This is a genomic window from Erythrobacter litoralis HTCC2594, assembly GCF_000013005.1.
GTDB lineage: Bacteria > Pseudomonadota > Alphaproteobacteria > Sphingomonadales > Sphingomonadaceae > Parerythrobacter > Parerythrobacter litoralis_A.
Map to the genome: position 1 here is coordinate 186,255 of NC_007722.1, position 14,197 is coordinate 200,451.

A 14,197-nucleotide genomic window follows, 5' to 3' on the forward strand; every position below is an offset into this window, starting at 1 on the left:
CTTTGCTTATTGCCTAAGTATGCCCCAGAGGTGGCTAGCTGCTCCCGCTCCAAAATTAAGGTTAGAAATTCAGTGTATTGAGCGTTTGCTCCAAGTTGCCGGAAACGCCCGTACACATTTGAACTTGACAGCACACCGTACGCAGCGGGTGCTGCAATGGAAGGCGCGGAATTGCTTCGCGAATTTGCCAGAAATCGCTAGTGACATCTTCTGTGCCGGATGCGGTCCAGTTGCTCGCTCGTCCGTGCCGAGTCGGCACAGATCGGTCTAGCCTGCTGAAAAGCGACGTGAATTTTCCGTTTTCCTACACCCCTGGCGGCGGCCTAGAGTGGCACTTGCCTTTCGAAGGGTGAGCCAGGTTCTTTGAACACAAGGAACTTGGAAAAATGCAAAGACACCACCGGTTCGTGACCTATGTCACGCCCCTGATCGCCGAATGGATCAGGAAACAATCCGACGAGCGCAGGGTCAGCGCGAGCATCGTCATTGGCGACTGCATCTTTGAAGCCTGGCACCGCGCGACCGAAGCCGACCTGAGGACTCCGGCGACCGATCCGGTGCGCCAGAATATCTTCATCACTGTCGCGCTCGACGCCCTGCTTACGCACCATCCGCATGCCGATCTGCGCGAGAAAACGGTCGCTGCCTACCAGCGTCGGTTGGAGCGCCTCGGGATCGTTGCACCCCGGCCGCAGGGAGGCGACGATGAAGCATAATCTCGTCAACTTCACCCGCGGCAGCCAGCTCCTTGGCCACTTCGGTTTCATGTTTGCGGCCGGTCTCAAGGGGCCGCTGATCGTCACAATTCTGGTCGCCGTGGGCCTCCTCTACTGGGAAGTGAGCGGGGCGCTCGACGACCACCAGATCTACCTGCTGTGGATGCATGTCTACTCTTCGGCATATGCCTTCATGGAGTTCGATCCCGACAAGCTCGTGAACCTCAAGCTGGCCGATGGCAGCATGGTCGCTTTCCCCATTTCGGTAGTCACGGACTACCCGCCAATGCGCGAGGCAGTTACGCTTTTCCGGTCGACAGCTGTCGGCGCGCTCTGGCTTGCCGCACTGATCCTTGCCCCCCTTTTCCTGCTCTTTTGGTGGGTCGCCGAGCGCTTCGGTGAGCGCTCGAAGCAGAAGAAGCATGTACGCGGCGCGGAGCTGGCAACCCTCTCCGAACTGAAGCGCGAGATCGAACGGCACAACCGCGATGCGCGTTCGCGCGAATATGGCGAAACTATGGGCTGGAAATGGCGACTTGCGGGCTCCACTTACCTTCGCGATGCAGGCTTCTATGCTCCCGCCCATCTCGCCCGTGTCAGCTGGCCCTGGCGGCTCGAGCAGAGCCACGCGATGTTGGTCGGCACGACCGGGACGGGCAAGACGGTGGTGCTTACCGAGCTGGCGAACGAGATCCGGCAACGGGGCGAGCGCGCGGTCATCTTCGACCTGACCGGGGCCTTCATCGAGACCTTCTACGAGCCCGAACGCGACATCATCCTGAACCCGCTCGACGCGCGCTGTCCGGCATGGAGCGTGTTCAACGATTGCACGACCCGCGCCGAATTCCATGCGGCGGCGGAGTCCCTGGTTCCTCATGATGGTGGCGGCGCAGAACAGTTCTGGATGCTCGCTGCGCGCACGCTGTTCGTCGAGACCTGCCTCAAGCTCGCCGAGGCTGGAAGGGGCACCAATGCCGCGCTCGCGCACGAGTTGATGAATGCCGATCTTTCCGACCTGCACCAGCTGCTCGAAGACACAATGGCGGGACCGATCAGCACGCCAAGCGCCGCACGCATGGCGGAATCGGTGCGCGCGGTGTTCAACGTCAACGCCAAGGCGCTGCAGATGCTTCCCGAAGAGGGCGTGCCCTTTTCGGTCCGCGAATGGGTAAACGGGGCGGCAAAACCCGGCTCGATCCTGTTCCTCTCGGCGCGCTACATCGACATGAGCGTGCTATCGCAGCTGCTCACCTTGTGGCTCGATACATCGATCAACACGCTGATGGCGGGCGAGCGTTCGCGGGACCTCAGACTGTGGTTCCTGATCGACGAATTGGGTGCGCTGCACCGCCTGCCTTCGCTCGAGAAGGGCCTCCAGACCGCGCGCAATTTCGGGGGTGCGATCGTGACAGGCATCCATGCCTTTGCCAAGCTCAAGGACGTTTACGGTGAGAACATGGCGATGACCCTGTCGTCGCTCGCCCGCACCAAGCTGATCCTCGGTACCGCCGACCGCGAAACCGCCACCTGGTGTTCCGATGTCATCGGTCACCGCGAGGTTCGCGAGATGGAGGAAGGCTACAGCTACGGCTACAACAACGCCCGCGATGCGGTCAGTCTTACGCCGCGGCGTCAGGTGGTCCCGCTGCTGCTTCCCGACGAGCTGATGAGGCTCAAGAACCTCCACGGCTTCATCAAGTTTCCTGAAGGATTTCCCGCGGCGCCGGTCGTCTTGCAGCCTCGAAATTGGCCCCGGGTAGCAGAAGGTTTCATCGCCCGAGAGATCCCCAAGATGCCAAAAAGGGCAGCGTCCGCAAGCGGCGATGCGGGAACCATGACACAGCCAACCAGAGCTTCCGAAACGAGCGACAATGACGGTGATCCGCGCCGGATGATGGACAAGCACGATCAGTCCAATCGTCCCGCAAAGAGGCCCCGCAAGGACCAGCAAAAGGAACCAGGCCGAGATCGCCGATCCACAAGCGCCAAGCAGGCGCTGCCGGAACAAACCAAAGCGCGAAGCCCTCGCGATGGAGGACAAAGGGGCGCGCTTCCTGCCCCACCTCGGCCCGCCCAGTCCGAGCTTCCCTTGGCCTCCAAGACCGACGAGGATCGTGACAGGGAGCGGGAAACTGCACCGTCGAAGCGGTCCGACGTTCCCGATCCTGCGACCCATCAGCGAGCGCAGGACGCCCGCGGCAAAGCCGACCAGAAGATGCAGGAGGAGCAGCAGAAATCGCTCCTGGGCGGCGCTGCGAAGCAAGGGAAGGGTGCTGACCGCGATCACGACCACGACCATGATCTCGGCGACTACGATCCCGAAATGTGACGCCGACCAGATGAGGGGGAGGGCTTACGAAAGGTGATCCTGCCCCATGCTTTCCGTCGCCAATGTCCGCTCGCCAACGGCGGCGGCAAGCTACTTCGCCTCCGACAATTACTACGCCAGCGCCGATGCCGATCGCTCGGGTCAATGGATCGGCGGCGGCGCCAAACGCCTAGGTCTTGAGGGCAAGGTCGAGGCTAAGGCGTTCGACGCGTTGCTGCGCGGCGAGCTGCCCGACGGCAGCAGCGTCGGCAATCCCGGACAGGCGCACCGGCCCGGGACCGATCTCTCCTTCTCTGTGCCCAAGAGCTGGTCGCTTCTGGCGCTTGTCGGGAAGGACGAACGGATCATCGCTGCCTACCGCGAAGCCGTCGTCGAGGCGCTGCAATGGGCCGAAAAGAACGCGGCCGAGACCCGGATAGTCGAGAAGGGCAAGATGGTCACTCAGGCGACAGGCAATCTCGCTGTCGGCCTGTTCCAGCATGACACCAACCGCAACCAGGAGCCCAATCTCCACTTCCACGCGGTCATCGCCAACGTCACGCAAGGGAAGGACGGCAAGTGGCGAACGCTCAAGAACGATCGCCTGTGGCAGCTCAATACCACGCTCAACTCGATAGCAATGGCGCGCTTTCGCGTCGCCGTCGAAAAGCTTGGCTACGAGCCGGGTCCGGTGCTCAAGCACGGCAATTTCGAGGCGCGCGGGATTTCGCGCGAGCAGATCATGGCGTTTTCGACACGCCGCAAGGAAGTGCTCGAGGCGCGGCGCGGTCCGGGCCTCGAAGCCGGCCGCATCGCTGCGCTCGATACCCGCGCGAGCAAGGAGGAAATCGAGGACCGCGCGACCCTCGGCAAACAGTGGAGCGAGACCGCCCAATCGATCGGGCTCGACCTTACGCCGCTGGTCGATCGCGCACGGACAAATGCGCTCGGGCAAAGCATGGAAGCCACGCGGATCGGCTCGCTGGTCGAGCGTGGGCGGGCATGGCTCAGTCGCTTTGCCGCGCATGTGAGAGGTGATCCTGCCGATCCCCTGGTGCCACCATCGGTGCTAAAGCAGGACCGCCAGACTATCGCCGCAGCGCAGGCTGTTGCTTCGGCAATTCGCCACCTCTCGCAGCGCGAAGCAGCGTTCGAGCGCACCGCGCTTTACAAGGCCGCGCTCGATTTCGGGCTGCCGGCCACGATTGCCGATGTCGAGAAGCGGACTAGGGCTTTGGTGCGTTCAGGTGACCTGATTTCGGGCAAGGGCGAGCACAAGGGCTGGCTTGCATCGCGCGAAGCCGTCGTGACCGAACAACGGATCTTGTCCGAGGTCGCCGCCGGAAAGGGCAACAGTTCGCCGGCGATTGAACCGCAAAAGGCCGCCGCATCTGTCCAGGCGGCCGCGGCCACGGGGCAGGGGTTCCGGCTCAATGAGGGGCAATTGGCGGCGGCGGAGCTGATCCTCACGTCAAAGGATCGGACGATCGCGATCCAGGGCATCGCAGGGGCCGGTAAAAGCAGTGTCTTGAAGCCTGTCGCCGAGGTGCTGCGCGATGAAGGACACCCGGTTATCGGCCTTGCGATCCAGAATACCCTCGTCCAGATGCTTGAGCGCGAAACCGGGATCGGCTCGCAGACGCTGGCGCGCTTTCTCCGAGGCTGGACAAAGCTGCTCGGCGATCCGGGCAATGTCGCACTGCGCACCGAAGCGCAGGCGAGCCTCAAGGATCATGTGCTGGTACTCGATGAGGCCTCGATGGTCTCGAACGAGGACAAGGAGAAGCTCGTTCGCCTCGCCAATCTCGCAGGCGTTCATCGACTGGTCCTTATAGGAGACCGCAAACAGCTGGGCGCGGTCGACGCGGGCAAGCCGTTCGCACTGCTTCAGCGGGCAGGGATCGCGCGCGCAGAAATGGCTACGAACCTGCGCGCCCGAGACCCGGTCGTGCGCGAAGCGCAGGCATCAGCCCAGGCAGGCGACGTGCGCAACGCACTTCGCCATCTGAAGTCGCACACCGTCGAGGCCAAGGGCGATGGCGCGCAGGTCGCCGCTGAAACCTGGCTGGCACTCGACAAGGAAACCCGCGCCCGTACTTCGATCTACGCTTCGGGACGCGCAATTCGTTCCGCGGTCAACGCAGCGGTCCAGCAGGGCCTCCTCGCCAATCGCGAGATCGGCCCGGGCATGATGAAGCTTGATGTCCTTGACCGCGTGAACGCGACCAGGGAAGAGCTACGGCATCTCCCGGCCTACCGGGCAGGACAGGTGCTCGAGATCTCCAGGAAGCAGCAGGCTCTCGGCCTTTCCGTTGGTGAGTATCGCGTTCTCGGACAGGACCGGAAAGGGAGGCTGGTGGAGGTCGAGGACAAGCGTGGCAAGCGGTTCCGGTTCGATCCTGCGCGGATCAAAGCGGGGAAGGGTGACGAAAATCTGACGCTGCTCGAACCGCGCAAACTCGAAATCCACGAAGGCGACCGGATCCGCTGGACCCGCAATGATCACCGGCGCGGTCTGTTCAACGCCGACCAGGCCAGAGTGGTGGCAATAGCAGGCGGCAAGATCACCTTCGAAACCTCCCAGGGCGACCAGGTCGAATTGAAGAGGGACGATCCGATGCTCAAGCGGATCGACCTCGCTTATGCGCTCAACGCGCACATGGCGCAGGGCCTGACATCGGATCGCGGTATCGCGGTGATGACCAGCTCCGAGCGCAATCTGTCGAACCAGAAGACCTTCATGGTGACGGTCACGAGGCTTCGCGACCATCTGACGCTGGTGGTCGACAATGCGGAAAAGCTCGGAGCGGCCGTTGCCCGAAACAAGGGCGAGAAGGCGTCGGCCCTCGAGGTCACGGGAAGCGTGAAGTCTACTGCAGCGAAAGGTAGCGGAGTCGATCAGCTGAAACCGGAAGAGGCTAACAAGGCCGAGAAGGAGCTGACCCGGAGCAAGAGCAAGACGCTGGATTTCGGGATTTGAGCGGCCGCTTCGTGCACCAATATCAGTCATTCTACAGTCTGGCTAAGGGAACCAGAAACTGCGGTTTGTTCACGACTTATAGAACAGCAGAAACAGGCACCATCATTGGTCGCCCCATCACTCGACGAGCGATCCTATTAGGGGCCTTGGAAGGAGAGGCTTGCGCAACACACGACATCGAAAAGACTTATAGCGTGCGAAGCATATTGATCGATCATGGCATGGCCTTCGCCGCACGTTCGCTAAGGCTTTGAACGGAAAGTGCCAATGACCTCGAGAAGGCGGGATACTCTGTCGCTGTCGCGATCGCTTGCTTCCCACAAGCGTCGCGCGCTCGCTTCAACTTGGCGCCAGCCGCGATCGCTCTGCATGTCGGGCGTGGCAAACGGGCCTGACAATCCGAGTGCACTGCAAACTTGCAAGACATTCTGGCTGATGCGGCGAAATTCACCGCGGCATATGCGACTGACTTGGCTGGAATGAACACCGCAAATTCTTGCTATTTTTGCATAACTTAGGCCCTCTCTAGCCGCCGCCGCGGCTATCTGGCGCTTTAGCGCTTTCAATTCAGAAGGGGTTGATTCCATGCAAATCTGCATGTATGAAATCATGCGAATTTGCAAGACAGAAAGGCATTCGCAATGATCGATGAAATCCGCTTCTATCGGGCGAGCGAAAAACCCTACGGTGCCTTTAGCAATCTCTACCGCCGGCCCATCGAGTTCGAAGGCGAAGTTTTCGCCACCAGCGAGCACGCCTACCAGGCTGGGAAGGCCCGTAAGCCCGAGGTTCGCAAATGGCTCTTGGCGGCACCGTCACCAGCGCTCCTCGCAATGGCGGCTCATGGCCTGTACTACTGGGACATCGCCCCCGGTTGGTCGAAGACCAAGTTCGATCGTATGCGCGAGGTGCTCCGCGCAAAATTTACGCAGCATTCTGACCTGCAGGACCTGCTTCTTTCGACGGGTGAGGCAAGACTGGTGGAGTCTGCGACCGTAGACAACGAGGTTAACCGACTATGGGGCGAGGTCAACGGCTCCGGCAGGAACATGCTTGGCATATTGCTGATGGAGATCCGCGAGGATCTGCGGTTAGAATCCGCGGGCTACTTGGAGGCGGCCGAGTAGCGGTCAGGGCATTCCCGCAGCACTTCGCGAGCGTAGGCCGGCCCGCATTGCTTAAACAGGCCGCGAGCGCCGGCAAAGGCACAGTTCTCGGCTGCAAGTCTTTGCCCTGCTAACACACCCTCAAGAAGGTAGGTTACATCAAGGCTTTCAGCGCTAACGCCTGACGACAACATCCAGTCAATCACGCCGACGCTGACCATGTCGCCCGAACCGCATGTATCAAGGATGGCAGGCGCGCTCACAGCAGAGCACCAAACGGCGCTCCCGTCATGGTGGACCTCGAGGCCATCGGCACCGTGGGTCACGATCCGTATGCAGTCGTATTCGAGTTCTGCGAGACGATCGCCCAACCTGTCGACCGAGTATTTCAAGATCGAAGTCAGTTCCAACGCTTCTCTGAACAACTCGTCGTGGTCGACATCGGACGGTTCAAAAAACACGATAGCGCCTGAGAGCTTAGCTGCTCTCATTGCATGGATTATCCCAGAGGACAGTCGGTCAGCGTAAAAAACGCTACATTGAGTGAGGATGTGCAAAGCTGATGCGGCCTCGCTCTCGCTTATGGGTTCGTATTGAGGCAGCGACTCGTAGGTGTCTGGGCAAACGAATCTGAAGCCGTGGACGCCGGAAGCGGTGTCCACATCCTGAGCGATGATCGGTGAACGCACACCGGCCTTGCGATAGATGTGATCGACGATTGCGCCAGCTTCGACGAACTCTGCGACGAGCCGCCGGCCCTCGTCGTCGTCTCCAATCGTAATCACCGGCACTACGTTTCGGTGAAGCATGGCGAGAGAAAGCAGCACGTTGCCGCACGACCCTCCGAGCGCTTCGTCGGCGAGGTCGCCATCCGTATAGATGCGGTCGAGGACCGTCAGTCCGGTGCCCGCGACGTCAAATCGATATTGTAGTTGAGTCGCGATTTCCATGTTCTCCTTTTGTATCCCTTTGGTCATGGCGTGTCGAGAGCCAACGCGGCGGTGTCGAGGCGAATCTCACCCGTAGGACACTTTACCAGAGCCCTTAATATCTTGAGAAGGGCATCCGGTCCCGTCAACGCTCTGCCAAACAGCGACCAGCAACCGTCTGCCGCGCCACAAACCTCGCCGACGCTAATACCGTGTGGGTGAGCGAGGAGTGTGTAGTCGTTCCCAAAGCGCGAGCCGCTGTCCCCGAAGCACAGGACGGCGGCGTCCGGATTGATTTTGCGACGTACAGCGTCGACGATCGCGGACTTGCACGACGTCGATGGAACGACGTCAAAGCTATGTCCCGAGCCAGATATCCTGACCTCGCCGCTCGAGACCAGTGGGCATTCCGCCATGTCTAGGGGGAAGCGGAATGGACGGAGCAAGTTCTCCATATCAATGCCGATCTGGACCGGTCCGGACTTGAACTCCTTACTCGCGAACAGGTCGTCGCGCTCGTCCAGCCACGCCGCCGTTGCGGCGATAGCTGGATTTTGTCTGGGCGGGTCACCCTTGATGTCGATGTCCGCGGTCCGCAGGTGTCCTCCGTTGTAATAGCCGACTAGCAGTGACGAGAGCACGTCTGGTGGCAGGACCTTCCTCAAATCTTCGCCGGCTGACCCGCCACGTCCGGTTGCGATACCAAGGCAAACGCCGGCGCGGTGCAGGCGGATCAGCTCGTCGAGGATCTCCTGTGACGGTGGACTGAACCGTCCCTCGGTTGTGACAATTGTGCCGTCGTAGTCAAACACAGCGCCACCGACTGTTGCGGCGGCGAGCGTCTCAAGGTGATGGTGACCGATGGCTACGAGGCCTGGTTCGTCGGCCATCGGTCTATCCGCCTTGGCAATCGCGGCTAGCTTGTGTCGGATGCGCGGCCGGAGCTCCATCGCCGTCACCTCCAGCGAACGGTCGTCGTAGATCGCCCGTCCGAAATCGCCCAGGCCCGGTTTTCCAGGATCGACACCTAGAACCTCGCCAATCGCCTCAATATGCGACAGGCCGTCGACGATTCCGAGCAAGTTGTCGAGACGTCCACCTGCATTGTAGTCGAGCACGTTGCGCCGGACATTCTTGGGCAGGACGGTTTCGATGGCTGACCATGCGATCCGGGAGTTCATCGCGGTGAGCGCAAGCACGATGGTACTATCGGGGCGGTGGTGCAGCCACGCGTGCCGTCCGTGGGCGAAGTTGCGGAAGTCGGTGGTTTGGACCTGACAAAGTGAAGCTTCCCAGAGGGAAGTATCGAGGAGGCTGGCGACCGGACGAAGCGACGAGTCTGCGGTAATGATTATTGTGTCGGTCGCACGGATCGGTGTCCAGCGCTTTACAAGCAGGTCCCGGTTGCCAGCGTCCCGCGAAGCAAGGAGCAGACTGGCGACTCTTCCCAAGGCCTCGTTTACTGTGTCAGGTTCGCGCGACACAAAATGACTTGCGAGCAGCAGTGCTGTAGTCATGGCGAAGACCGAATGTGTCGCGAGGTAGCCATCCTTCGCGTCGGCAACGGGTAAGGCGTGGACCGTCCCACCACTCCGCGTGACTATGGCCGCGGCGGCACCATGGGGGTTACGTGTAATAAGGTTGATGGTCGCGGCCTCCCGGTCGGTTAGCGCCTGAGCGATGGCACATGCGTCGGGATTGTCGCCTCCAGCGCTGAAAATCCAAGCGTCCGTTGCGTCAAGTCGATGATGGTCGAGGACACCTTGCATCGGAGTTGCGACGGTAGTCGGTCCGAGGCCGAGCGTGTCACGGCAACGCAGCAAGTACTCCGCCGCGATGGCCGACCCACCCGAGCCTATCGCCAGCGCGTGGCGGTCGCATCCCCGCGCAAGCGCCGTAGCGATGCCGCCGACGTCGTACGAGGCCATGAGGTCGAGCGTGGCCGTTAGAGCGTCGAGTTTCTCGGTGAAGATGGGCGTGTTCACTCGCCGGCCTCTCTGGCCAAATAGCCTTCGTAGAGCGGACCTGACAGAACAAGGTGGACCATCATATCTGCCGGGTCGTCAGGAGACGGTTCCGCGTTTGCGAAGTTATAGCTCTCGGTCTCGACATACTGGACCGCCATCTCGTGCTCGATCGCGGCCATCATCGCGCCGGCTGCGAGCACTTTGCTGCCAATCGGAGAGAGTACCATGCGCGGTTCGTAAGTTCCCTCCATCGTCCGGTCGAACCGCTCCTTGAGCATTGACAGCGTGCGGTAACAGTCGAGCGGGTTGCGCTCCGACGCGTACACGATGTCGCGGGGATCAATTTCCCATTCGTTGGCGAGCTCGTTCTGATACTCGGTGAGCAGATCGTCTGCGCGGCGGGGATTGCGTGACGGGAATGGCAGGACCGGACAGATCTTATACCACCGCTCGCTGGCTGCATCGATTTGGGTTAGGGTGGAGGCGCGGCCGCGTGCGAGTTGCGGGATCCATACTTGCGCCACGTCGAGGGTGCTGAGGCCGACTTCGGGCGCGTAGCCCTTTACCGGGCTGATCCGGTCCGAGGGAACGCTTGTGATCCGGTCGTCTAACTCGGGGTTCGAGACGATCATTAGGTGGAAGGTCCTGGTCTTCCCCTCCTCGCAGTCGAGTAGGAGCAGCTTGGCCGCCGGGAAGCCTACACCGATCGATAGTGCGCTGAGGTCGAGGATAACATCAGTGACACCTTCGGCGACCGGGTTCTCCGCCATCATGGTCACCAAGCGCGCGCCTCCGACCGGCGCGCCATCGTCGGCGAACACAGGTATCGTAAAGACCATCGAGTCCGGCACGATCTCCCTTAAAGCGGCCTCGTTCGCCTCGGCGCGAGTGATGAGTTCTTCAGAGGCGCCTGGCCTCTCTTCGCGGATGTAATAGGCGCTAAGGCGATCGCCCAGAGTGTCGGCGAGCAACTTGGATACACGCCGCGAGCGCGGGTCGAATCCTGCTGCCGCGACCAGTAGCACCTTTCGGCTCTCGTCGGCGAAATAGTCGGCGACAAAGACGCCAACATCATCGTCGAAGTTAGTTATGCAGTTGGTCCAGTGGTCACGCATCGGTAAGGCCTGCGGCCTCGCGAAGGTAGCCAACTCGCTTCGGCAAGAACCCCCCTCGATTATAGGTCAGCCCGTGTACGAGACTGACAGTCCCGGTCAATTCGATTAGCGCCCAAAGCTTTCCGCCTTGGCCGTATTCCCGCTCGATTGTTATGGCGCCGTTGGCGATGGCGTGCTTGAGTACTGCGCCCAGTTCGTCGTCTAGAGGAAGGGTCTGCATCTCCTCTTCAAGAATTGCCACTGCGTTGGCTCCGGCACCAAGCGGTGCGTTTGGTAGTTGAGACTCCGCCAAGCAATCCTTGGCGATCGTATCGACGAGAGAGCGCACGCGGGTGGCCTGTGGGAACGCCCAGCCTTCCATGATCTTGCGTGCCTTGCCGGAAAGGACCTTTTGTTGAACCCTTGAGGGGAGGGGCAACTCCTCGTTTCGGATTGCGCGGGTCTCGATGTTGGCCACGAGTTCGCCGGCGTATTGCAGGAAAACCTCGGCGTTCTCGTTGCTAGCGTCGCAGATATCGTCGATTCCGAAGTGGAATGGGCGGCCGAGCTCGTGGTGCAGGTGTAGCCTTGCGCCGTGCGCGACATCGGCATCGGCCTTTAGAGGGGTCTTTGGGTCGGGGTCGAATTCTTCGAATAGCGAAGGCGCCGCCCGGGCGATGCGGACAGCGTATCGATGCATCAGGATGCGGACCATCGCGAGCGCAACTTCGGGTCCGTTGTCGTAGGAGGCCGAGCGACCGAGGAAGTCTGCGACGAGCTGGTCGATCTCTGCCCGTCTCACCGAACTGACGCCTAGCTTACTCTGCTCCCGGTCGACTTTTTCGGCGAACGTGCGAAGTTGGCCTGCGGACACAGTGGGAGGTTCGGAGGGGAGCAGCCGCTCGATGTCGGTCGCGCCTCTGTTGCGTAGTGTCTCGACCAACGGAAGGTAGCGCTTGGCCATGTCTTTCGCCATAGTGCGGAATTGCGAGCGAGCGGCACCCTTCTTTCCTTCTTCGTTGACCTGCATGCGGATATCAACAAAGTCGCGTCCGGTCGTGCGGCCGTGCGACGGTTGGGCGCCGGGAGAGCGAAGGACGGCACCGGGGCTAAGCGCGTCGAGGCGCATCATCATCCAACGGCCGAAACGCATCTCGCGGTGCGACAGCGTTTCGAACATTGCCTCGAGCTGATCGTGATGCAGCGCGTGAACGTCGTCGAGCATTACGAGGGGGCTGACGTCGATTTCTTTGCCCCGCCAGTCGATGCTAACGCGCTGGATCGCGTCGAACGGCGCGTAGGGGGCAGTCGCGTCCTCCGGTAGGTCAGCGAGTTTCGGCGGACGCAGGCCGGCTCCGATGGAGTAGATAGCGCGCTGGACGGCGAGCGCCCTGTCGCGCACTCCTTCGGCGGTAAGGCCGCCGATCTGCTCAAGATGTGCCTCGTAGTCGGCGCGAGGCACGAACCGGATGCCGTCCAGGCCGCGCGTCCTGTTTGCCGTGAGGTTCCTGATAAGACCGAGCATCGCCCGCGCCTGGACGAGCCAGAAGGCGAGCTTGGTCCTAACCGCCGGCTCGTAGGGCAACTCCCAAAATTCGCGATATTCGGACTCCATAGGCACCCGGACGGCGGCGACCCGAGGAACCTCGGACTCGAGAAAGCCCGCCTTCGCTAGCGCAGCGGCAAGTGTGCGGTTGGTGGGGTTGGACAGGTCCTTGAGAATTGCCTCGACCATCTTAAATTCAGCGAGAGTCGCCAGCATGGTCTTGCCGCTACCAGGCGACCCGATGATACGCACCGGCACTTCGAACACGTCGTCCTTGTGCTGGCTCTTCGCGAGAAAAGTTGTGAGCGGTGTGGGGCTCACGATTGACAGGAATGAGGCGTCATCACGGACGTATTCGGTCGCGCGGCGCAGAAAGGGGTTCGCCATCGTCGTTATCCGTGTCTATCGCGCCGTCGAAACAGGGGGCGCATCGGGTGGCCGAGCTTGCCCTGAGTCTCCGCCCAGAGGATCGGAATTGAATTGTTGGGCGTGTTGTGCTCGAGAACCAGCGGTAAAGCGCAATTTGCGTAGCCATACCTCATGTCAACTTGTCCTGCCTCCTTGCAGTGCTTCTCGAGCCGCTCAAAGAGGTTGTGGTCGTAGTAGGTTCCGCAGAGGCCGAAATAGGGTTCGTCCGACGGGGCGACGGCGACCATGGCGTCTTCTGTGCCACTCGTCCCGATCGGAAGAACGGCAGGTAACCGCATTCCTTCCGTAATGTGGGCTTCGCCGAAGCTGGGGTCTGTCAGCTTCTCACCTGCCTCGGCGACGCGCCCTTCCAGCGCTTGGCAGGCCTGAGCGGTCGAGACGTAGTGGTGGATATGCAACGTATAGCCGTCAGCGAGCGGGAAATCGTCCTTCAGCGCCTTGCGCGCCTCTTGGGCGTTTTGCTCGAACTTCGCGAGCTTGCCCTTCGGCTCGCCATCCGGGAAGCGGATGAAGGTCGTTCCTGAAGCAGTGAAATCGTCGATGAGGTAGACATCCTGGAAGCGGGCGTCGTCGCCAAGTTCACCGCGAAGATCCTTGCCAAGGCCCTTCCATTTCTCGTTGTCGACGTTCAGCATCGGTACGACCTGCTCCTGCGACAGTCGGCCTGAGTTCGCGCGCCGAAGTACGTCGATGCGGCTCCCGTCGCTCAGCCCCACAAAGAGGCAACGGCGCTGATGCTCAAGAAAGGCCTTGGCGCCGGCCTGCGTCCGCCACACCTCGTATGGTTTGATTCCAAGCTCGGCGGCCACAGCCTTGCGCAAGTATGGCGTCACGGTCTCAGGGATGAAGTTCTCGATTATGCGCTGCATCTCGGCGGTCGAGATATATACCATCCGCTCCTGTACGAAAGCGTACGCTGCCTCTCGGTCTTGCTGCTCGAACTGTCGCAGCCAGGATACAAGGCTCTCGAGAAACCTCACGCCGGCGCGGAAGTCCGAGTAGCCATCATACTTCATCGACGACATAAGCCGTAGCCACGCATATTCGGCGGTAGCGCGCTCATTGTCCCAGTTCATGACGGTAGCGATGAGATTGAGGGCGAGAGCGTTAATCATGTCGAGG

General features: G+C 61.0%; 10 protein-coding genes. 4 read left to right on the forward strand and 6 right to left on the reverse strand.

Annotated elements, in window-relative coordinates; translation table 11 throughout:
* Positions 1 to 386 precede the first annotated feature (386 nt).
* Genes EL2594_RS00775 through mobF form a run of 3 tightly spaced genes read left to right on the forward strand, consistent with a single transcriptional unit; the run spans position 387 to position 6,004 of the window.
* Positions 387 to 716: a hypothetical protein gene (locus tag EL2594_RS00775; protein ID WP_011413122.1), complete on the forward strand. Its 330-nt coding sequence runs from the start codon at positions 387 to 389 to the stop codon at positions 714 to 716.
* Positions 706 to 3,045 carry a type IV secretion system DNA-binding domain-containing protein gene (locus EL2594_RS00780; protein WP_011413123.1) on the forward strand — a complete coding sequence of 780 codons (2,340 nt, stop codon included), beginning with the start codon at positions 706 to 708 and terminating at the stop codon, positions 3,043 to 3,045. The genes EL2594_RS00775 and EL2594_RS00780 overlap by 11 nt, the downstream gene beginning before the upstream one ends.
* A gap of 46 nt (positions 3,046 to 3,091) precedes the next feature.
* On the forward strand, positions 3,092 to 6,004 hold the full coding sequence (gene mobF, locus EL2594_RS00785) for a MobF family relaxase (protein ID WP_011413124.1): 2,913 nt from the start codon (positions 3,092 to 3,094) through the stop codon (positions 6,002 to 6,004).
* A 242-nt stretch (positions 6,005 to 6,246) separates the two neighbouring features.
* Here mobF and EL2594_RS15010 read toward each other — a convergent pair whose 3' ends face one another.
* Complete coding sequence (locus EL2594_RS15010) at positions 6,247 to 6,615, reverse strand: helix-turn-helix domain-containing protein (protein WP_081432265.1); 369 nt, start codon at positions 6,613 to 6,615, stop codon at positions 6,247 to 6,249.
* Positions 6,616 to 6,645: 30 nt separating this feature from the next.
* Between EL2594_RS15010 and EL2594_RS00790 the strand changes: the two genes are divergently transcribed.
* Positions 6,646 to 7,131 carry an NADAR family protein gene (locus EL2594_RS00790; protein ID WP_011413125.1) on the forward strand — a complete coding sequence of 162 codons (486 nt, stop codon included), beginning with the start codon at positions 6,646 to 6,648 and terminating at the stop codon, positions 7,129 to 7,131.
* On the opposite strand, the gene EL2594_RS00795 is transcribed toward EL2594_RS00790, so the two are convergent.
* From EL2594_RS00795 to EL2594_RS00815, 5 genes are read right to left on the reverse strand one after another with little or no spacing between them, the layout of a single operon-like run.
* Positions 7,110 to 8,087 carry a PfkB family carbohydrate kinase gene (locus EL2594_RS00795; protein ID WP_011413126.1) on the reverse strand — a complete coding sequence of 326 codons (978 nt, stop codon included), beginning with the start codon at positions 8,085 to 8,087 and terminating at the stop codon, positions 7,110 to 7,112. The two genes, EL2594_RS00790 and EL2594_RS00795, sit on opposite strands and share 22 nt — an antisense overlap.
* Entirely contained in the window at positions 8,084 to 10,024 is a 1,941-nt protein-coding gene (locus tag EL2594_RS00800; RefSeq protein ID WP_011413127.1) for a hypothetical protein, read from the reverse strand. The genes EL2594_RS00795 and EL2594_RS00800 overlap by 4 nt, the downstream gene beginning before the upstream one ends.
* Positions 10,021 to 11,121: a hypothetical protein gene (locus tag EL2594_RS00805; protein ID WP_011413128.1), complete on the reverse strand. Its 1,101-nt coding sequence runs from the start codon at positions 11,119 to 11,121 to the stop codon at positions 10,021 to 10,023. The genes EL2594_RS00800 and EL2594_RS00805 overlap by 4 nt, the downstream gene beginning before the upstream one ends.
* Positions 11,114 to 13,033: a hypothetical protein gene (locus tag EL2594_RS00810; protein WP_011413129.1), complete on the reverse strand. Its 1,920-nt coding sequence runs from the start codon at positions 13,031 to 13,033 to the stop codon at positions 11,114 to 11,116. The genes EL2594_RS00805 and EL2594_RS00810 overlap by 8 nt, the downstream gene beginning before the upstream one ends.
* A gap of 5 nt (positions 13,034 to 13,038) precedes the next feature.
* Entirely contained in the window at positions 13,039 to 14,190 is a 1,152-nt protein-coding gene (locus tag EL2594_RS00815) for a phosphoribosyltransferase-like protein (protein WP_041685469.1), read from the reverse strand.
* Between the last annotated feature and the right edge of the window lie 7 nt (positions 14,191 to 14,197).